Here is a 19,023-nt window from a genome sequence, read left to right on the forward strand (position 1 = left end):
CCGGGCCTGCTGTGTGGCACTGTCAGCGGCATGACTCCGGACGTCGTGCGGTACCGGCAGGCCGATCTCCTCGCGGGCCTGTACCGGCGGTTCGGACCGGTCGTGCGGATGGGTCCGTACACCTACCTCCTCGGGCCTGAGGCGAACCGGTTCGTGTTCGGCCACTCCGAGTTGTTCGAGGTGGAGCGGGCGTTCCAGTCGCTGGTGCCGGTGGACGGGCCCACGTCGTTGATCGTGAGCGACGGCGAGGACCACAAGCGGCGGCGGCGGTTCGTGCAGCCCGCGCTGGCGCACCGGCAGATCGCGAGCTACGTGCCGGTCATGCGGGCCAACGCCGAGGCGACGATCAACGCGTGGCGGCCTGGCGACACGGTCGACGCGTACCAGGAGTTCCGCCGGGCGATCCGGCGCAGCACGATCCACGCGTTGTTCGGCGAGGAGCTGGCGCAGGATTCCGACTTCTTCGGCGCGCACCTGCAGGTGCTGATCAACCTGATCGACCGCAACCCGGCGGTCGTCAAGATTCTCAGGACGATCAGGGCCCCGGCTTGGCGCAACGCGATGCGGGCGCGCAGGGCCGTCGACGCTCGGGTGTACCGGGCGATCGAGGAGACTCGGCAGGGCAACACGGCCGGTGACGTGCTCACCTCTCTCGTGGAAGGTGACGGGCTGAGTGATCTGGAGGTGCGCGACCAGATCGTCACGCTGATCGCGGCCGGGTACGAGACGACCAGCGGCGCGATGGCGTGGGCGGTGTTCAACCTGTTGCGGCACAACGGGGTCTGGGAGCGTGCCCAGCAGGACGACGACTACCTGGGCAACGTGGTCAACGAGACCCTCCGGCTCTACCCGCCGGCGGTCGTCTCGGCGCGGGTCGCGACTCAGGACTTCAAGTTCGCCGGCAAGAAGATCAGGCAGGGCACGTTCCTGTTGTACAGCCCGTACGTCACGCACCGGCTGGCCGAGGTGTTCCCGGACCCGCTGAAGTTCGACCCGGACCGCTGGGAGACCAAGCCTGCGCTGCACGAGTTCCTGCCGTTCGGCGGTGGCCCGCACCGCTGCGTCGGCGCCGGGCTCGCCACGACCGAGCTGACCGTGATGCTGAAAGCGTTGTTGCAGAAGCCGAAACCCGAACTGCTCCCCCAGCGCCTCACGCCGACCGGACTCGCCGCGATGCGGCCCAAGCACGGTCTCAGAATCCGAGTAGCAGGGTGACCGTCGAGGCGAGACAGGCAACGGCGCGCACGTGGTTCCAGATCGTCCACGTGCGCAGGTACTGCGGCCAGTAAGCGTCGTCGGTTTGTTCGAGGCGGTTGTTCATCGGCACGTTGACGACCATCGTGAGCAGGACGCAGCCGACGACGTAGAGCAGACCGCCGGCGATCCTGCCCTGGAAGACCTCGATGCCGCACAGCACGGCGTTGCCGAGGAACACCAGCAGGAACAGCGGGTTCTGGATCCGCACGTTGATCCGGCGCATCGCTTCGCGCGCGGTGGAGGCGGGCAGGTCGGCGAGGCCGGGCATGACAGCGACGGAGAAGGCGAAGAAGAGCCCGGCCATGAGGCCGGAAGCGGCGGCTGCGATCAGCGTGATTGTCCCCATGGCGCTCACTCTGACGCTCCAGGCCAGGACTCTCAATGACAATTCATCGCGCGGGCTTGCTCGTTCGTCCAGAATCAACGGCATGACGGACGCGCTGGGCGAGGCACTGCACCTGTTGAGGATGTCCGGCACCTTCTACTGCCGCAACGAGCTCACCGAGCCGTGGGGCGCGACGATGCCCGACATGGGCGACTGCCTGTGGTTCCACGTCCTGACCAGCGGCCGGTGCGACGTCGAGGTCGACGGCCAGGTCGTCTCGCTCGAACCCGGCGACGTGTTGCTCGTCCCCGGTGGCCAGCGGCACCGGCTGTTCTACGGCGAGGCGGAGTCGCCGGTCGTCACGACGCTGCCGCACGAGTTCGAGACCGACAACTACGCGATCCTGCGGCACGGTGGCGGCGGCGCGGTGACGCACCTCGTGTGCGGTGCGGTCCGCTTCGACCACCCGGCCGCGAAGCACCTCATCACCGTGCTGCCGAACGTGCTGTACGTGCGCCGCGCCGACGACATGCGCGCCACGATCGACCTGATGGCCACCGAGTCGCAGGCCGTGCGCCCCGGCGGCGAGGCGGTCATCACCAGGCTCGCGGACGTGCTGGTGATCCAGACGATCCGCTCGTGGCTCGCCAACGACCCGGCCGCGCGCACCGGCTGGCTCGGCGCGTTGCAGGACCAGCAGATCGGGCAGGCACTCGCGCTGATCCACCGCGATCCCGCGCAGCCGTGGACCGTCGAACGCCTCGCGCACCAGACCTCCATGTCGCGGTCGGCGTTCGCGGCTCGGTTCACCGAACTCGTCGGCGAACCGGCCATGCGCTACGTCACGCGGTGGCGCATGCACGTCGCGATGAACCGGCTGAAGGACCGCGACAGCACGGTCAGCGAGGTCGCCCGCGGCCTCGGCTACGAGTCGGAGGCCGCGTTCAGCCGGGCGTTCAAACGGATCGTCGGGGTGTCGCCCGGTCAGGCGCGGGCGGGCTGAAGCAGGTCCCAGCGGTTGCCGTAGAGGTCCTCGAACACGGCGACCTTCCCGTAGACCTCCTCGCGCGGCTCCTCGCGGAAGTGCACGCCGTAGGCGACCATGCGGGCGTGGTCACCGTCGAAGTCGTCGGTGTTCAGGAAGAACCCGACGCGGCCACCGGTCTGGTCGCCCACTCGTGCCTGCTGCTGACCTGTGTCAGCCTGTGCCAGCAGCAGCGACGTCCCCTCCCCCGCCGACACCACGACCCAGCGCTTGTCGCCCTGCGGCAGGTCCTCGACCAGCGTGAACCCGAGTCCCTCCACGTAGAAGCGGATCGCCTCGTCGTAGTCGCGGACCACCAATGTCACCAAACCAATAGATCGCACGGCGATGAGTATCGACGACGAGAGGGGTCTGCCCGCACATGACTCTCGTACTCCTGCACCCCGGCGGCGCCGACCCGTCCGCGTTCAGCCCGCAACTCGACGCACTCAGCGGCTTCGACGTGCACGCGCCCCATCGTGTCGACCAGGCCACTCAGGACCACACAGAAATGGCCCAGGAGACCGTGGCGTTCCTGGAGAAGACCGGGCCCGCCCACCTGCTCGGCTGCAGCGACGGCGCCACTGTCGCACTCCTCACCGCCGTGCTCAGACCAGACCTCGTGCAACGCCTTGTGGTCGTGTGCGGTGTCTTCCACCACGACGGCTGGGACCCGGCCACGGAACTGACGGCGATGCACCGCCGTTCGCCCGCGCTGACCGAGGAAGAGCTCGGGACGCTGCCGAACCGGACGCTGATCATGATCGGCGATGACGACGAGGTGACGCTGGAGCACGCCACGGCCATGTACCGGGCGTTGCCGAACGCCGAGCTCGCAGTCGTCCCAGGCACGTCACACGGGCTGCTGCACGAGAAACCCGCGCTGTGCAACGCGATGATCGTCGACTTCTTGACCAATGAACCGGTTGAGACGTACGCGCCAATTCGTCGCCCTATGTGATTGGGTGCGTCTATGGCGGTTACTTCGGAAACGCATCGACTGCCCGTGCGCACGCTCGTCGCTTCCAGCGCCGGCAACGCGGTGGAGTGGTACGACTGGGGCATCTACACGGCGTTCAGCATCTACTTCGCCACGCAGATCTTCCCCTCCGGCAACGAGGCCGCCGCGCTGCTGAGCACGTTCGCGACGTTCGCTCTCGCCTTCTTCTTCCGCCCGCTCGGCGGCTATCTGCTGGGCCGGTTCGCGGACCTCAAGGGCCGTCGCACCGCGATGCTGTTCACGATCGTGCTGATGTCCGGCGGCTCGGTCATGATCGGCCTGCTGCCGACGTTCGAGCAGGTCGGCTGGCTGTCACCGGCGTTGCTGGTGCTCGCCCGCATCGCGCAGGGCATGGCGCTCGGCGGCGAGGTGTCGAACGCCTCGGCGTACCTGGCGGAGATCGCTCCCGCCACGCACCGCGGCCGGTACTCGTCGTTCTTCTACATCTCGACCGGCGCGGCGGTGCTGATCGCGTCGCTGCTCGGGTTCTTCCTGTCCCGCAACCTCGACAAGGCCGCGATGGCCTCCTACGGCTGGCGCGTGCCGTTCCTGATCGGTGGTGTGCTCGGTCTGGTCGGGCTGTGGCTACGGCGGGAGCTCAAGGAGACCGAGCAGTTCGAGGAGAACAGGGCCAAGGCCGAAAGCCTGCGCAACCCGCTGCTGACGACGTTGAAGGAACACCCGAAGGCCGTCGGACAGCTCATCGGCATCACGCTGCTCTCGACGCTGAGCTTCTACACGTTCTTCAGCGCGCTGACGCCGTTCGCGGTGAAGACCAAGGGCGCCAACGACATCGACGTGTTCCTGGCGCTGTCGATCGGCACTGTCGTGTTCATCGCGCTGCAGTACCCGATGGGGTGGACGGCCGACCGCTACGGCCGCAAACCGCAGATGCTCGTGTGGTCGGCGGCGATGGCGTTGCTGGTCGTGCCACTGTCGACACTGGTCAAACCCGGGCTGGCGAACCTCGTGATCGTGTTCGCCGTGGGACTGGGGCTGTACACGGCGATCACGTCGATCGCGCCCGCGATCATGAGCGAGCTGTTCCCGACGGAACTGCGCGGGCTCGGCATCGGGGCTTGGTACAACCTGACCGTCGCGGTGTTCGGCGGTACCGCGCCGCTGGTCATCCAGGCCGTGGGCGGCACCGTCTTCTTCTGGTACGTGGCGGTCGCCGCGGTGATCACGTTCCTCGTGGTGCTCACGCTTCCGGAGACAAGGGGTGTTCGGTTGAGCTGAGGCAGAACTCGTTGCCTTCGGGGTCTGCCAGCACGAACCAGATGCCGTCGCGGCTCACCACCGAGGCACCGAGGTCGACGAGCCGCGCCACCTCGGCCTCGACGTCGTCACACCACAGGTCGACGTGCACCCGGTTCTTGACGGTCTTCGGCTCCGGCACGCGGTTGAAGAAGAACCGCGGCGACCCGTCGAGCAGCACGGACGGGTCGTCCTCGGGGTCGTCGACTCCCATGGCGCTGAGCCGCGTCAGCTCAGGCTCGTCGTACGGGGCGATCTCGTGGTCGTCGAGCGCCTGCGCCCAGAACCGGGCGAGCGACGCGGGATGAGCGCAGTCGATGACGACATCGTGCATCCGGGCCATGCACCCGACCCTAGCGATGCAAGGGCACCAGATCATCGGCGTGCACGACCTCGCGGCGCTGTTCCTCCGGCAGGTCGTGGGTCTTGCGGCCGATCAGCGACGGCAGTTCGGCCGAGTCGTAACCGGCCACGCCGCGGGCCACGACCTCGCCCGCCAGGCTGACCAGCTCGACCACGTCGCCTGCCTCGAAGTCGCCGTCCACGCCGGTGATCCCGGCGGCCAGCAGTGAGCGACGCCGGCCCACGACCGCGGCGACCGCGCCGTCGTCGAGGTGCAGGCGGCCGTTGGCGTCGGTGGCGTAGCCCAGCCAGAAGCGGCGGGCGGTGAGACGTGATCCCGTGGCGGCGAACGCGGTGCCGACATCGGCGGTGGTCAGCGCACGGCCTGCCTCGGCGGAACCGGTCAGGAGCACCGGGATGCCCGCGGACGAGGCCAGTCGCGCCGCCGCGAGTTTCGACGCCATCCCGCCGGTGCCCAGACCCGAAGCACCCGCCGTGCCGGCCTGCACACCGTCCACATCGGACGCTGACGCGACCTCGGCGATGCGGACGGCTCCCGGCTTGCGCGGGTCGCCCGAGTAGAGGGCGTCCACGTCGGACAGCAGGAACAGCGCGTCGGCACCGACGAGGTGAGCGACCAAGGCCGCGAGACGGTCGTTGTCGCCGAAGCGGATCTCTTCGGTGGCAACGGTGTCGTTCTCGTTCACGACCGGGACCGCGCCGAGAGCCAGCAGACGCGAGAACGTGCGCTGGGCGTTGCGGTAGTGCGCGCGGCGCACCACGTCGTCGGCGGTCAGCAGCACCTGGCCGACCGTCAGCGAGTAGCGGCCGAACGAGTTCGCGTAGGCGTGCGCCAAGGTGAGCTGGCCGACGCTCGCCGCGGCCTGCTGGGTGGCGAGGTCGCGGGGGCGGCGGGAGAGCTTCAACGGAGCCAGACCGGCGGCGATCGCACCCGACGACACGAGCACGACCTGGCTGCCTGCTGCGGCACGCGCGGCGACGGCGTCGACCAGCGCGTCGAGACGCGCTGGGTCGAGACCACCTTCCGCTGTGGTCAAAGAAGAAGAACCGACCTTGACCACGATGCGGTTCGCCGAAGCGACCGCCTGCCGAGCCTGTGAGACCACGGGGGCCGTCACTGTGTTACTCCTCGCTGAGATCACCGTAGTCGCCGGGCGCACGGCGGGCCTTCTTCAGGGCCTTGCGCTCGTGGGCTCCGATGCGGTCGTTCTGCTCGAGACGGATGTCCGTGCCTCGCCCGGTCATCGTCATCGCGATGCCGGCCGGGGTGGTCGGTTCCCAGTCGAAGATCAGGTCGCCGATGGTGACCTGGCAACCGGGGACGGCGCCCATCTTCACGAGCTTCTCCTCGACGCCCAGCCTGTTGAGGCGGTCCGCGAGGTAACCGACGGCTTCGTCGTTGGAGAAGTCGGTCTGGCGGATCCAGCGCTCGGGGCGTTCGCCCTTCACGATGAAGCCACCCTCGACCGAGGGGTCCTCGGTCACGGTGAAGCCCTGGTCGTCCACGGCGGTCGGCCGCAGCACGATTCGGGTCGACTCCTGCTTCGGCTTGGCCGCGCGGTACTCGCGCACGACCTCGGCCAGCTTGAACGTCAGCTCCCGCAGGCCCTGGCGGGACACCGTCGACACCTCGAAGACCGGCAGGCCGCGGGCCTCGATCTCCGGGCGGACGATGTCGGCGAGGTCCTGGGCGTCCGGGATGTCGACCTTGTTGAGGATCACCACGCGGGGGCGGTCCTCGAAGTTGCCGCCGAGCGCCGGGGTGTACTCCGAGAGTTCCTTCTCCAGCGCGTCGATGTCCGCGATCGGGTCGCGGCCCGGCTCGTACGTCGCGCAGTCGACGACGTGCGCGAGGACGGCGGTGCGCTCGATGTGGCGCAGGAAGTCGAGGCCGAGGCCCTTGCCCTGCGACGCGCCGGGGATCAGGCCGGGGACGTCGGCCATCGTGAAGATGGTGTCGCCCGCGGTGATCACGCCGAGGTTCGGGACCAGCGTCGTGAACGGGTAGTCGGCGATCTTCGGCTTCGCGGCGGAGAGCACGGAGATCAGCGACGACTTGCCGGCCGACGGGAAGCCGAGCAGGCCCACGTCCGCGACGGACTTGAGCTCCAGCACCAGGTCCCGCGTCTCGCCCGGCTCACCGAGCAGCGCGAAACCGGGAGCCTTGCGGGCCCTGGACGCGAGCGAGGCGTTGCCCAGGCCGCCACGGCCACCGGCCGCCGCGATCAGCTGGGTGCCCTCGCCCACGAGGTCCGCGACGATCTCGCCGGCCTCGGTCAGCACGACGGTGCCGTCCGGGACGCGCAGGACCAGGTCCTCGCCGTTCGCGCCGTCGCGGTTCGCACCGGCACCGGCCTTGCCGCTGGTGGCGGAGGCGTGCGGGCGGAAGTGGAAGTCCAGCAGGGTGTGCACCTGCGAGTCGACGACGAGGATGACGTTGCCGCCACTGCCTCCGTTGCCGCCGTCCGGGCCACCGAGGGGCTTGAACTTCTCGCGGTGCACTGAAGCACAACCGTTGCCCCCGTTGCCGGCGGCAGCGTGGATCACCACCCGGTCTACGAAGCGGGCCACGGAAATACTTCCTCTCAAACGAACAACCAACGTTGGTTGCGGGCAACCAACGGTCTGGACAAACAACGAGGGGCGGAGCCGGATGACCGGGCCCGCCCCTCGCAGAGGTCTAACTACGTTGCGGAAACGGTCCTCAGACCGCGACCGGAACGATGTTGACGGTCTTGCGACCGCGCTTCGAACCGAACTCCACCGCACCGGGCAGCAGGGCGAACAGCGTGTCGTCCTTGCCGATGCCGACGCCGACGCCGGGGTGGAACTTGGTGCCGCGCTGGCGGATCAGGATCTCGCCGGCCTTGACGACCTGACCGCCGTACCGCTTCACGCCCAGGTACTGCGCGTTGGAGTCACGGCCGTTGCGGGAACTGGATGCACCCTTTTTGTGTGCCATGAGAAGTCAGGTCCTCACTTACCGGTGATGCCGGTGACCTCGACACGGGTCAACTTCTGACGGTGACCCTGTCGCTTGTGGTAGCCGGTCTTGTTCTTGAACTTGTGGATGCGAATCTTCGGGCCCTTGGTGTGCTCGACCAGCTTGCCGGTAACCGAGAACTTCGCCAGGGCCGCCGCGTCTGCGGTGACGTCAGTGCCGTCGACCACGAGCAGCGCCTGGAGGGAGATTTCGGTGCCCGGCTCGCCCTCGAGCTTCTCGACCTCGACGATGTCGCCGACAGCGACCTTGTACTGCTTGCCGCCGGTCTTGACGATCGCGTACATCAGGACGGAAGTCTCCTGCTACTCGATGGTGACGGGCCGCGCGCCAACCAGTCTGGGAAGGTGTTTCCACCAATAGGCACCAGAGGAGGCACACGACAGGACCCGTCGGATGGCGGGCCGTCAACAAGGTTACGGGAGTGGGTGCTCCCGGAGCAAACCGGGGTGCCCCGATCACGTTCCCGCAGGCTGTGCGGTCCCTCACAACGTTGTCCCGCAACGCAAAACCGGGGCCGCCCGCAGGCGACCCCGGTTTCGCTTCCTCGCGTCAGTCCTCCTGGACCGGCGGTCCCGCGGGCCGCGACACGGCGCGGCGCCTGCGGGTGGTGGTGACCACCGGTGCGGGCATCTGGACCTCGGGCTGCTTGGGCACCTCGACCACGATCGGGGCGGGTGCCTCGGCCGCGGGGGCACCGGCGGCGCGCTTGGCCGCGCGACGCCGTGGACGTGCCGCAGGGGGCTCCACCGCGGCCACAGGGGCAGCGGCGACGGGCTCGGGTGCGGAGACCGGCTGCGGGGCCTCGGCGGGCTCCTGCTCGGGCTCGGCGGCCGGAAGGGGCCGCTGGGCGCCGATGCGGCCGGTCACCGCGGGCTGCTGAGCGCCGATGCGACCCGTCACGACGGGCTGCTCCTGCTCGGGCTCGGCGGGCCGCTGGGCACCGATGCGACCCGTGGCGACGGGCTGCTCGGCGACGGGCTCGACGAGCTCCTCGGCCGTCTCCTCGATCACCTCGGGCTCGGCGACCACGGGGTCGAGCTCGACGGGCGCCGGGTCCTCGGCGACCTCGTGCGGCACGTGACCGTTGAGCTCCTGCTCCTCGACCACGACCGCGTCGACCACGGCCTGCGGCTCCTTGTCGCGGCCACGACGGCGGCGGCGGCGACGGCCGTGGGCCTCCTGCTCCTGGTCGGCGGCCACCACGTCCTCGGTGGTGTCCTCCGGGTCGCCGGGCTCGAAGACCTCGACGACCTCGGGTTCGGCCGGCGCCTCGACGGCTGCCTCGACGACCTCGGTCGTCTCGGCGGTCTGCTCGCCACCGCCCTTGTTGCGGCGCGACTTGCGGCCACTGGTCTGCTGCTGCTGCTGCTGCTGGCCGCCACCGTTGCCACCGCCATGCGAGTGCATGGGCTCGGTGGACACGACGACGCCACGGCCGCGGCAGTGCTCACACGTCTGGCTGAACGCCTCGAGCAGGCCGGTGCCGACGCGCTTGCGGGTCATCTGGACGAGACCCAGCGAGGTGACCTCGGCGACCTGGTGACGCGTGCGGTCGCGGCCGAGGCACTCGGTCAGGCGGCGCAGCACCAGGTCGCGGTTCGACTCCAGGACCATGTCGATGAAGTCGATGACGATGATGCCGCCGATGTCGCGCAGCCGGAGCTGGCGGACGATCTCCTCCGCCGACTCCAGGTTGTTGCGCGTGACGGTCTCTTCGAGGTTGCCGCCCGAGCCGGTGAACTTGCCGGTGTTGACGTCGATGACCGTCATCGCCTCGGTGCGGTCGATGATCAGGTACCCACCCGACGGCAGCCAGACCTTGCGGTCCAGGGCCTTCATCAGCTGCTCGTCGATGCGGTACTCGACGAACGCGTCGTTGTTGCCGACGTGCTTCTTCAGGCGGTCCTGCAGGTCCGGCGCCACGTGGCGGACGTAGGAGTCGATGACCTCCCACGCCTCGTCGCCCTGGACGACGAGCTGGGCGAAGTCCTCGGTGAACAGGTCGCGGACGACCTTCACCAGCAGGTCCGGCTCTTCGTAGAGCAGCGCCGGCGCCTTGGTGGAGGAGCTGGCGGACTTCTCCTTGATGACCTTCCACTGCGCCTGCAGACGGGTGACGTCGCGGCCCAGCTCCTCCTCGACGATGCCTTCCGAGGCGGTGCGGATGATCACGCCGGCGTCCTCGGGGACGACGCGCTTGAGGATGTCCTTGAGGCGCTTGCGCTCGTTGTCCGGCAGCTTGCGGCTGATGCCCGTGGCACCGCCGCCCGGCACGTACACGAGGAAGCGGCCGGGCAGGCTGATCTGCGTGGTCAGGCGGGCGCCCTTGTGGCCGACCGGGTCCTTGGTGACCTGGACGAGCACCGAGTCGCCGCTGGAGAGCGCCTGCTCGATCTTGCGGGACTTGCCCTCGAGACCGGCGGCGTCCCAGTCGACCTCACCGGCGTAGAGCACGGCGTTGCGGCCGCGGCCGATGTCGATGAACGCGGCTTCCATGCTCGGCAGCACGTTCTGCACGCGGCCGAGGTAGACGTTGCCCACGATCGAGCCGGAGCCCGACGACGTGACGAAGTGCTCGACCAGCACGCCGTCTTCCAGCACGCCGATCTGGGTGCGGTCTCCGCGCTCGCGGACGACCATCGTGCGGGCCACTGCCTCGCGGCGGGCCAGGAACTCGGCCTCGGTCAGGACCGGGGCACGGCGGCGGCCGGCCTCGCGACCGTCGCGGCGGCGCTGGCGCTTGGCCTCCAGGCGCGTGGAGCCGCGGATGCTGCGCACCTCGCTCTGCGCGGCCTCGGAGTCGGCCTTGTCGTCGCGCGCGTCCCGCGTCTCGCGGACGTGCACGACCGTGTTCGGCGGGTCGTCCTCGGACGTGACCTCGTCCTCGGCGCCGGTCTTGCGGCGACGACGGCGGCGGCGACGGCGGGTCGAGCTCTCGTCGCCCTCGTCCTCGGCCTCGGCGGCGTCGTCGCTGTCGGCGCTCTCGGTGGCGTCCTCGGCCGGAGCCTCGTCGCCCTCCTCGTTGCCCTCGGCGTCCGTGCCCTTGCCGCGGCCGCGGCCACGACGGCCACGGCGGCGGCGACGGCGGCTGTCCGCCTCGTCGTCACCGTCGACCTCGGCGTCGGTCTCCGCCTCGGCTGCCTCGGCGGCGTCGAGCTCGTCCGCGGCGATCTCACCGACGGACTTCTCCTCGACGACCGGCTCCTCCTCGACGACGAACGGCGAGGGCGGGGCCTTGGGCCGTTCGATCGGCTGAGGCGGCAGGAACACCGCGCTCGGCGCGGCGAAGATCGGCGCGAGCGCCGGTGCCTCGAACGCCGGGATCGCGGGCGCCTCGTAGTCCTCGGTGACCTCACCGGTGACCACGTCGTCCCAGTCGACGAGTGTCTCGGCGACCTTCAGCGCGACGTCGCGGCTGACGCTCGACTGCGCGCTCTTGGGGACCTCACCGAGGTCCGCCAGCGCCGTCATCACGTCCTTGCTGCTGACGTCCAGCAGTTTCGCCAGTGCGTGGACCCGCAACTTGTCCGGCAGGTCCGCCAGTTGAGGGCGTGCGGCAACCACGCCCTGCCCGCCGGTGACACCGGCAGGCTTGTCCTTGTTCGACATGCAGCTCCTCCACCCCCGGGCGCGTCCCGTGAGGACGCGGCCGCGCAGGGGCCTCTCTTGGTCTCTCTCCGCCGCTGCTCGCGGCGGGAATCCTTGCCTCGCGCGCAGCGGCGTGGCGCCTCACTGGGCGCACGCTTGCGCAGGTCCCACGACGACGCCGCTGTCAGCGCCGCTCCTCCTGTTTGCGCGTCACGGTTGACGTTCCTGCGCTCGTCAGGACTCTCTGTCCTGCTGGAGCGGGTCCACCAGCCTGCCCTCGCCGTCGAGCCTTCCCTGCGCCATCCGGGTTGCTCTCGCAGGTACCGGCGGCACGAGATCGGCCACGACTCGAAGCGCATTCAGCACGTCGTCGGGTCGCACGGTAGGCGTTACCTGCCGTACAACCGTCATGAGTATCCCACACGGTCGTGACAAAGCGGTGTCATCGTGTCCGGCGTCGCTCGAACGGGGTTCGACCAGCGCTGACACGACGGCGGGCCGCACGTCGAGCATCTTCGTGCCGTTCTTGGTGAGCCGCTCGACCTCGACGGACTCGGCCGCGAGGAAGACGCTCACCGCCTTCGCGAGCTCGTCGGGCTCGACCCCGTCGAGCTCGATCCTCCACTCGCTCGCGTCGATGCGCTCGGTGAGGTTGCCACCTCGCGCCTGGACGATGTCGACGACGTCGATGCCAGGTGGCAACGCCTCGTCGAGCACAGCCCTGAGCGCCACCGGGTCGACGAACTCGACCACCGAGACCTCGACGTACTCGGCCTCGCTGGCCACCCCGGTCGGCGCGGCGCCGACCCACGACACCTTCGGGTGAGGGCTGAACCCCTGGGAGTAGGCCATGGGTACGCCTGCCCTGCGCAGCGCACGTTCGAACGTGCGAGCGATGTCGCGGTGCGAAGTGAAACGCAACCTCCCCCGCTTGGTGTAGCGCAGGCGCAGTTTCTGCACCGCGACAGCGGAAGGGTTGTTCGGCAGGTTGCGGCTCAGCGGTGCTCCCGAGTGGTGTTCCGACGGGTGAGCGGTCCCATCGGCGCAGGCTGTTCGTCCATGAGGACGGTACCGTGAACCTGATTCAGAACGTTCAGCTTGTCTAGATCGTTGCGCGTGGCTACGGTCCGGCTGACTGGACGCCCTGCCGACCTGGAGGTCCCTGGTGCCTCTGCCCCACCGCGCACGAGCGGCGGCGATGACCGCGTTGCTCGTGGCCGGGTGCTTGGCGGCATCCCTGCCCGCAGACGCGGAACCTGACCCGGTCTCCGCGGCGCCCACCTGCATCCAGCCCGGTCCCCTGCTGCGCTACCTGGTGGTGTTCCCGCAGGCCACGCCCGCTGAGACGGCGAACTCCGAGATCACCGAGGCGTGCGGCCTGACCACCGTCTACTACCCGCAGATCTCGGTCGCCGTGGCCACCTCGCCCGACCCCGGATTCCTGGATCGGATCGGCCCGCAGCGCGCGTACAGCGCCCAGGCCGAGGGCATCGCCAAGCGGTCCGCGAAGCGCAAGAAGGACGACACGGAGCTGTTCCGGCCCTCGGGCGGGCGCTCGGCCGAGCAGTGGGACATGGATCTCATCAACGCCCCGGCCGCGCACGAGATCACCACGGGCTCCAAGTCCGTCGTCGTGGGCGTGCTGGACTCGGGCGTCGACGCCCGCCACCCCGACCTCGTCGACGCGCTCGCACCGGAACTGTCCGCGGGGTGCCTGACCGGCAAGCCCGACACGTCACCCTCCGCCTGGACCCCGACGACCTCGCCCCACGGCACGCACGTCGCCGGCACCATCGCCGCCGCGGACGACGGCCGCGGCACCACCGGCGTCGCGCCGGGCGTGCGCATCGCGTCCGTGAAGGTCGTGGACGACGAGGGCTTCATCTACCCCGAGTACGCGGTGTGCGGCTTCATGTGGGCCGCAGCGCAGCAGATGACGATCACCAACAACAGCTACTTCATCGACCCGTACCTGTTCACGTGCCAGAACGAGCCCGGCCAGCGCATCGTCTACGAGGCCGTGCGCCGTGCCGTCGACTACGCGACCTCGCGCAACGTGCTGACGGTCGCCGCCGCCGGGAACGCGGCCGCCGACCTGTCCCGGCCGGGGCGCGACTCGATGTCGCCGACGAACGGCGACGCGCGGACGCGGCCGGTCGACTCGACGTGCGTGGTGCTCCCGGCGCAGCTCAAGAACGTCGTGGGCGTGTCCGCGGTCGACTCGACCAAGACCAAGGCCGGGTACAGCTCGTACGGGCTGGGTGCGATCGACGTGACGGCGCCGGGTGGCGACTCGCGCACGCCGAACGGGTGCGTGCTCTCGACCGTGCCGTCCGGCTACGACTACTCGTGCGGCACGTCGATGGCGACCCCGCACGCGGCCGGGGTGGCGGCGCTGATCGCGTCGGTGCGTCCCGAGACGGACGCGGTGTCGCTGGGCCGCATGTTGAACGCGCAGGCCCAGACGCTGGCCTGCCCCGCCGACTACGACCTGAACGGCACAGGTGTGCAGGACGCGTTCTGCACCGGCTACTCGGAGTACAACTCGTTCTACGGCCACGGACTCGTGGACGCACGCGCCGCCGTCACGAAGTAGCCGCTCGTCCGCTGGTGTGCCTGTGGGGCCCGCGCACGGCCCCACAGGCACTCAGGTCACGGCGTGAGCGAGGGGTTCTTCACCGGCGAGCCGACGCCGACCGGGGAGATCGGCAGCAGCTTGCGGCCCGTGGGACCGACCTCGATGTCCGTGCCCATCGCCGGGCAGACACCGCAGTCGAAGCACGGGGTCCAGCGGCAGTCGTCCTGCTCGCGCTCGTCGAGCGCGTCCTGCCAGTCGGCCCAGAGCCATTCCTTGTCGAGGCCCGAGTCGAGGTGGTCCCAGGGCAGGACCTCCAGCTCCTCGCGCTCGCGGGTGGTGTACCAGGCGAGGTCGACGCCGAGCGGTTCCAGCTCCCGCGCGGCCATGGTGGTCCAGCGGTCGTAGGAGAAGTGCTCGCTCCAGCCGTCGAACCGGCCGCCGTCGCGCCACACTGCCTCGATGACCTTGCCGATGCGGCGGTCGCCCCGGCTGAGCAGGCCTTCGATGAGGCTCGGCTTGCCGTCGTGGTAGCGCATGCCGATGTTGCGGCCGAGGCTGCGGTCGCTGTTGACGGCCTCCCGCAGCTTGCGCAGGCGGTCGTCGACGACGTCCGGGGCGCACTGCGCGGCCCACTGGAACGGCGTGTGCGGCTTCGGGACGAACCCGCCGATCGAGATGGTGCAGCGGACGTCGTTGCGGCCGCTCGCCTGCCGGCCCGCGCGGATGACGTTCTTCGCCATCTCCGCGATCTGCAGGACGTCCTCGTCCTCCTCGGTCGGGAGGCCGCACATGAAGTAGAGCTTCACCTGCCGCCAGCCGTTGGAGAACGCGGCCGACACCGTCCGGATGAGGTCCTCTTCGGACACCATCTTGTTGATGACGCGGCGCATCCGCTCGCTGCCGCCCTCGGGCGCGAAGGTGAGACCCGAGCGCCTTCCGTTGCGGGACAGCTCGTTCGCGAGGTCGATGTTGAACGCGTCGACGCGCGTGCTCGGCAGGCTCAGGCCCGTGTTCGTGCCCTCGTAGCGGTCCGCGAGGCCCTTGGTGATCTCGGCGATCTCGCTGTGGTCCGCGCTGGACAGCGACAGCAGGCCGACCTCTTCGAAGCCGGTCGCCGCCAGGCCCTTCTGGACCATGGCGCCGATGCCCTCGATGGACCGCTCGCGCACCGGGCGGGTGATCATGCCCGCCTGGCAGAAGCGGCAGCCGCGCGTGCAGCCGCGGAAGATCTCGACGCTCATCCGCTCGTGGACGCTCTCGGCGAGCGGCACCAGCGGCTGCTTCGGGTACGGCCACGCGTCCAGGTCCATCGTGGTGCGCTTGAAGACGCGGTACGGGACCCGGTCGCGGTTCGGCACGACGCGCTGGATGCGGCCGTCGGGCAGGTACTCCACGTCGTAGAAGCGCGGGATGTACACGCCGCCGGTCTCGGCGAGGCGCGTCAGCACCTCGTCGCGGCCGCCGGGCGAGCCCTCGGCCTTCCAGTTCTTCACGATCTCGGTGATCTCGAGGACGGCCTCTTCGCCGTCGCCCAGCACCGCCGCGTCCACGAAGTCCGAGATCGGCTCGGGGTTGAACGCCGCGTGCCCGCCGGCGACCACGATCGGGTCGGCCTCGGTGCGGTCCTTCGCGTGCAGCGGGATGCCGGCGAGGTCCAGCGCCGTCAGCATGTTCGTGTAGCCCAGCTCCGTCGCGAAGCTGATGCCCATCAGGTCGAACGCCTTGACCGGGCGGTGCCCGTCGACCGTGAACTGCGGGACGTCGTGCTCGCGCATGAGCGCCTCGAGGTCCGGCCACACGGCGTACGTGCGCTCGGCGAGCACGTCCGGCAGCTCGTTGAGGATCTCGTAGAGGATCATGACGCCCTGGTTGGGCAGGCCCACCTCGTACGCGTCGGGGTACATCAACGCCCAGCGCACGGACGCCTCGTCCCAGTCCTTGACGGTCGCGTTGAGCTCGCCGCCGACGTACTGCACCGGCTTGGAGATCCGCGGCAGCAGGGGCTCCAACCTGGGGAAAACAGACTCGGCACTCACACGACCAGAGTAACGGCCCCCGCGGGCGCCGACCGAATCGCGGGTTCAGTCGAGCAAAAGCTTCCCCAATCGCCGTGCCGCCACCACCGTTCCCACGGCCGCGAGGACCGCGAAGTACGCGACGTGGCCGAGCATGCCCCAGCCGACAACGCCCAGCGTGAGGCCCCGCATCAGCTCGATGGCGTGGTAGAGCGGCGTCCACGTCACCACCGTCTGCAGCCACCCCGGGTAGACCGACAGCGGGTAGAACGTCGTCGAGAACAGGAACAGCGGCAGCACCGCGAGCTGCACGAGGTCGAAGTCCTGCCACGACCTCATGAACGTCGTCGCCGCCATGCCCACCGCCGCGAACGCGAACGCGACCAGCAGCGCCGCCGGCAACGCGAGCAACGCCCACGGCGAGAAGATCAGCCCCATTCCGAGCATGACCGCGAGGAACCCGGCCGAGTACAGGCCGCCCCTGAGCAGCGCCCAGGCGATCTCGCCGATCGCGATGTCCATCGGCCCCATCGGCGTCGTGAGCATCGCGTCGTAGAGCTTCACGTACTTGAACTTGAAGAACACGTTGAACGTCGCGTCGTACACGGCCCCGTTCATCGCGCTCGCCGCCAGCAGCGCGGGCGCCACGAACGCCGCGTAGCTGATCGGCCGCCCGTCCGGCCCGGCCACCGCCGACACCATCTGCCCGAACCCGAGCCCGAGCGACCACAGGAACAGCACGGGCTCGAACGCCCCGCCGACCAGCACGAACCACGCGCGCCGGTTCACGACCGCAGCGCGTTCGACGAGCATGCTCGCCTTGCCGCCGTACAGCCCCGGCGGAATCACGCGCCACAACAGCCCCACGCTGGCGGGCACGGCCTTCTCGCGATCGAGGGTCTGCGTCATACCGCCAGCCTCCGGTGGAAGAACTTCACGGCGAGCGCGATGCCCGCGGCCGTGAGCGCCACGAGGTACACGAGGTGCCCCAACGCCGGTAAGAAGTCGACAGTGCCGAACGTCGCGCCTCTGGCGAGCTCGATGCCGTGCCACGCGGGCGTCAGCCACACCAGCGGCAGCAACCAGTCCGGCAGCTGGCTGACCGGGAAGAACGCACCGGTGAACAGCGTCATCGGCATCATCACGAACCGGAAGATGGTCGTGAACCCGTCCGGCTTGTCCAAGGTCGCGCTGTACGCGACCAGGGGCGCGCTGAACGCCAGCGCCGCCACCGTCGCGACCGGGATCGCGACGAGAATGCCGGGCCCCGCCGCAGCGCCGAGCACGACCGCGATGCCCACGAACACGGCGGACCGCACGAACATCTGCGAGCCGATCCACAACATCTGCCCGTAGAGCACCTGCGCCGGGGTGATCGGCGTGGCCACCATCCCGACGTACGTCTTCTGCCACAGGAACGCCGACATGATCGCGTAAGTCGACTCGAACGTCGCGCCTTGCAGCGCCGTGACGACGACCAGCGCGGGCGCGAGGTACTCCAGGTACGGCACACCGCCGATCAACGCCGTCGACTGCACCTGCGACCCGAACCCGAGCCCGAGCGCCAGCAGGAACAGCACGGGTGTCAGGAAGCTCGACACCACCGTGGCCCGCCAGTTGCGCCGGTACCACGTCCAGTGCTTCTCGAACCCGAACCAGGAAGCCCTCAGCGTCTGCATCAGTCCACCAACGTCCGGCCGGTGAGCCGCAGGAACACGTCCTCCAGCGAACTGCGCCGCACCAGGCTCTGCACCGGCTGCACCCCGTGCTCGTGGACTCTCTGCAGCGTCGCTTCCCCGTCCTGCGTGTAGAGCAGCAACCGGTCCGGCAGCACCTCCACCCGGTCGGCGAACCTCTCCAGGTCGGGCTTCTGCGCGCCGGGCTGGAACCGCAGCTCCAGCACCTCCCTGGTGGAGTACCGGTTGATCAGCTCGCTGGGCGACCCCTCGGCCGCGATCCGCCCGCCGTCCATCACCACGAGCCGGTCGCACAGCTGCTCGGCCTCGTCCATGTAGTGGGTGGTGATGATGAGCGTGACGCCGTCCTGCTTCAGCCGGAACAGCCTGTCCCACAACAGGTGCCGCGCCTGCGGGTCCAACCCGGTGGTCGGCTCGTCGAGCAGCAGCAACTCCGGGTCGTTCACCAACGACCGCGCGATCGTGAGCCTTCTCTTCATCCCGCCGCTGAGCGGCTCGACCTCGTGGTCCGCCCTGTCGGTCAGCTGGGCGAACTCCAGCAGCTCTTCCGCTTTCTCCCGGCACTTCTGCCGCGACATGCCGAAGTACCGCCCGTAGATCTGCAGGTTCTGCCGGACCGTCAACTCCGTGTCCAGGTTGTCGAGCTGCGGCACCACCCCGAGCCGGGCCCGGATCTTGGGCCCCTCGGTCCCCGGATCCATCCCGAGCACCTTGAGCTCGCCACCGGTCCGCCCCGACACGCACGAGATCATCCGCATGGTCGACGACTTCCCGGCCCCGTTGGGCCCGAGAAACCCGAACGCCTCCCCCCGCCGCACCTCGACGTCGATGCCGCGCACGGCCTCGAACGACCCGAAGTGCTTGGTCAGAGCCTTGGCCTCAACAAGGTTGTCCACCCGCCCGACGTTAACGAAC

At 69.5% G+C, this 19,023-nt stretch carries 18 protein-coding genes; 5 read left to right on the top strand and 13 right to left on the bottom strand.

Translation table 11 applies throughout. From position 1 onward, the window contains the following. Positions 1-30: 30 nt before the first annotated feature. On the top strand, positions 31-1,215 hold the full coding sequence (locus tag DFR72_RS36850; RefSeq protein WP_211335652.1) for a cytochrome P450: 1,185 nt from the start codon (positions 31-33) through the stop codon (positions 1,213-1,215). Here the strand turns inward: DFR72_RS36850 and DFR72_RS36855 are convergent. Then, positions 1,193-1,603: an anthrone oxygenase family protein gene (locus DFR72_RS36855; RefSeq protein WP_090071148.1), complete on the bottom strand. Its 411-nt coding sequence runs from the start codon at positions 1,601-1,603 to the stop codon at positions 1,193-1,195. The genes DFR72_RS36850 and DFR72_RS36855 overlap by 23 nt on opposite strands. An 82-nt stretch (positions 1,604-1,685) precedes the next feature. On the opposite strand from DFR72_RS36855, the gene DFR72_RS36860 reads away from it, so the two are divergent. Continuing rightward, positions 1,686-2,585: an AraC family transcriptional regulator gene (locus tag DFR72_RS36860; protein WP_090071151.1), complete on the top strand. Its 900-nt coding sequence runs from the start codon at positions 1,686-1,688 to the stop codon at positions 2,583-2,585. Here DFR72_RS36860 and DFR72_RS36865 read toward each other — a convergent pair. After that, complete coding sequence (locus DFR72_RS36865) at positions 2,567-2,932, bottom strand: VOC family protein (protein ID WP_245983788.1); 366 nt, start codon at positions 2,930-2,932, stop codon at positions 2,567-2,569. The two genes, DFR72_RS36860 and DFR72_RS36865, sit on opposite strands and share 19 nt — an antisense overlap. A 56-nt stretch (positions 2,933-2,988) precedes the next feature. Between DFR72_RS36865 and DFR72_RS36870 the strand changes: the two genes are divergently transcribed. Beyond that, positions 2,989-3,567, top strand: a complete 579-nt coding sequence (locus DFR72_RS36870) for an alpha/beta fold hydrolase (RefSeq protein ID WP_090071155.1) — start codon at positions 2,989-2,991, stop codon at positions 3,565-3,567. Between the two features lie 12 nt (positions 3,568-3,579). After that, on the top strand, positions 3,580-4,845 hold the full coding sequence (locus DFR72_RS36875; protein ID WP_090071157.1) for an MFS transporter: 1,266 nt from the start codon (positions 3,580-3,582) through the stop codon (positions 4,843-4,845). On the opposite strand, the gene DFR72_RS36880 is transcribed toward DFR72_RS36875, so the two are convergent. From DFR72_RS36880 to DFR72_RS36910, 7 genes are all read right to left on the bottom strand, one after another. After that, the gene (locus DFR72_RS36880) at positions 4,808-5,206 is read right to left on the bottom strand and encodes a VOC family protein (protein ID WP_090071159.1); all 399 of its coding nucleotides are present in this window, start codon (positions 5,204-5,206) and stop codon (positions 4,808-4,810) included. The genes DFR72_RS36875 and DFR72_RS36880 overlap by 38 nt on opposite strands. A 10-nt stretch (positions 5,207-5,216) precedes the next feature. Then, on the bottom strand, positions 5,217-6,344 hold the full coding sequence (gene proB / locus DFR72_RS36885; protein ID WP_177224633.1) for a glutamate 5-kinase: 1,128 nt from the start codon (positions 6,342-6,344) through the stop codon (positions 5,217-5,219). A 4-nt stretch (positions 6,345-6,348) separates the two neighbouring features. Continuing rightward, entirely contained in the window at positions 6,349-7,797 is a 1,449-nt protein-coding gene (obgE, locus tag DFR72_RS36890) for a GTPase ObgE (protein ID WP_090071163.1), read from the bottom strand. Between the two features lie 133 nt (positions 7,798-7,930). After that, on the bottom strand, positions 7,931-8,188 hold the full coding sequence (rpmA, locus tag DFR72_RS36895) for a 50S ribosomal protein L27 (RefSeq protein WP_090071165.1): 258 nt from the start codon (positions 8,186-8,188) through the stop codon (positions 7,931-7,933). 14 nt (positions 8,189-8,202) lie between these two features. Next, positions 8,203-8,514, bottom strand: coding sequence for a 50S ribosomal protein L21 (rplU, locus tag DFR72_RS36900; protein WP_030479431.1), 312 nt, complete (start codon positions 8,512-8,514; stop codon positions 8,203-8,205). 265 nt (positions 8,515-8,779) lie between these two features. Further along, positions 8,780-11,839 (bottom strand): translation initiation factor IF-2 N-terminal domain-containing protein, encoded by a 3,060-nt coding sequence (locus DFR72_RS36905; RefSeq protein WP_090071167.1) that lies wholly within the window; start codon positions 11,837-11,839, stop codon positions 8,780-8,782. Positions 11,840-12,052: 213 nt separating this feature from the next. Further along, positions 12,053-12,778 carry a TIGR03936 family radical SAM-associated protein gene (locus DFR72_RS36910; RefSeq protein WP_090071169.1) on the bottom strand — a complete coding sequence of 242 codons (726 nt, stop codon included), beginning with the start codon at positions 12,776-12,778 and terminating at the stop codon, positions 12,053-12,055. A gap of 205 nt (positions 12,779-12,983) precedes the next feature. Here DFR72_RS36910 and DFR72_RS36915 point away from each other — a divergent pair, with 205 nt between their 5' ends. Continuing rightward, positions 12,984-14,414 carry a S8 family peptidase gene (locus tag DFR72_RS36915; protein WP_170176574.1) on the top strand — a complete coding sequence of 477 codons (1,431 nt, stop codon included), beginning with the start codon at positions 12,984-12,986 and terminating at the stop codon, positions 14,412-14,414. Between the two features lie 56 nt (positions 14,415-14,470). On the opposite strand, the gene DFR72_RS36920 is transcribed toward DFR72_RS36915, so the two are convergent. The 4 genes from DFR72_RS36920 to DFR72_RS36935 are packed head-to-tail and all read right to left on the bottom strand — an operon-like array spanning position 14,471 to position 19,004. Continuing rightward, positions 14,471-16,432: a TIGR03960 family B12-binding radical SAM protein gene (locus DFR72_RS36920; protein WP_090071173.1), complete on the bottom strand. Its 1,962-nt coding sequence runs from the start codon at positions 16,430-16,432 to the stop codon at positions 14,471-14,473. Between the two features lie 45 nt (positions 16,433-16,477). Beyond that, positions 16,478-17,320, bottom strand: coding sequence for an ABC transporter permease (locus DFR72_RS36925; protein ID WP_090071175.1), 843 nt, complete (start codon positions 17,318-17,320; stop codon positions 16,478-16,480). Next, positions 17,317-18,090: an ABC transporter permease gene (locus DFR72_RS36930; RefSeq protein WP_090071177.1), complete on the bottom strand. Its 774-nt coding sequence runs from the start codon at positions 18,088-18,090 to the stop codon at positions 17,317-17,319. Before DFR72_RS36930 ends, DFR72_RS36925 begins: the two co-directional genes overlap by 4 nt. Next, positions 18,090-19,004 (bottom strand): ABC transporter ATP-binding protein, encoded by a 915-nt coding sequence (locus DFR72_RS36935; protein WP_425459934.1) that lies wholly within the window; start codon positions 19,002-19,004, stop codon positions 18,090-18,092. Before DFR72_RS36935 ends, DFR72_RS36930 begins: the two co-directional genes overlap by 1 nt. Positions 19,005-19,023: the final 19 nt, after the last annotated feature.

The sequence above is a fragment of the Lentzea flaviverrucosa genome (assembly GCF_003350445.1).
Classification (GTDB): domain Bacteria; phylum Actinomycetota; class Actinomycetes; order Mycobacteriales; family Pseudonocardiaceae; genus Lentzea; species Lentzea californiensis.

Excerpts from the sequence above, each read along its gene's own strand:
- DFR72_RS36880 (WP_090071159.1), bottom strand. The coding sequence starts at position 5,206 with ATGGCCCGGATGCACGATGTCGTCATCGACTGCGCTCATCCCGCGTCG.
- DFR72_RS36875 (WP_090071157.1), top strand. The coding sequence starts at position 3,580 with ATGGCGGTTACTTCGGAAACGCATCGACTGCCCGTGCGCACGCTCGTC.
- DFR72_RS36905 (WP_090071167.1), bottom strand. The coding sequence starts at position 11,839 with ATGTCGAACAAGGACAAGCCTGCCGGTGTCACCGGCGGGCAGGGCGTG.
- DFR72_RS36850 (WP_211335652.1), top strand. The coding sequence starts at position 31 with ATGACTCCGGACGTCGTGCGGTACCGGCAGGCCGATCTCCTCGCGGGC.
- rpmA (WP_090071165.1), bottom strand. The coding sequence starts at position 8,188 with ATGGCACACAAAAAGGGTGCATCCAGTTCCCGCAACGGCCGTGACTCC.
- DFR72_RS36925 (WP_090071175.1), bottom strand. The coding sequence starts at position 17,320 with ATGACGCAGACCCTCGATCGCGAGAAGGCCGTGCCCGCCAGCGTGGGG.
- DFR72_RS36855 (WP_090071148.1), bottom strand. The coding sequence starts at position 1,603 with ATGGGGACAATCACGCTGATCGCAGCCGCCGCTTCCGGCCTCATGGCC.
- DFR72_RS36930 (WP_090071177.1), bottom strand. The coding sequence starts at position 18,090 with ATGCAGACGCTGAGGGCTTCCTGGTTCGGGTTCGAGAAGCACTGGACG.
- rplU (WP_030479431.1), bottom strand. The coding sequence starts at position 8,514 with ATGTACGCGATCGTCAAGACCGGCGGCAAGCAGTACAAGGTCGCTGTC.
- DFR72_RS36870 (WP_090071155.1), top strand. The coding sequence starts at position 2,989 with ATGACTCTCGTACTCCTGCACCCCGGCGGCGCCGACCCGTCCGCGTTC.
- DFR72_RS36860 (WP_090071151.1), top strand. The coding sequence starts at position 1,686 with ATGACGGACGCGCTGGGCGAGGCACTGCACCTGTTGAGGATGTCCGGC.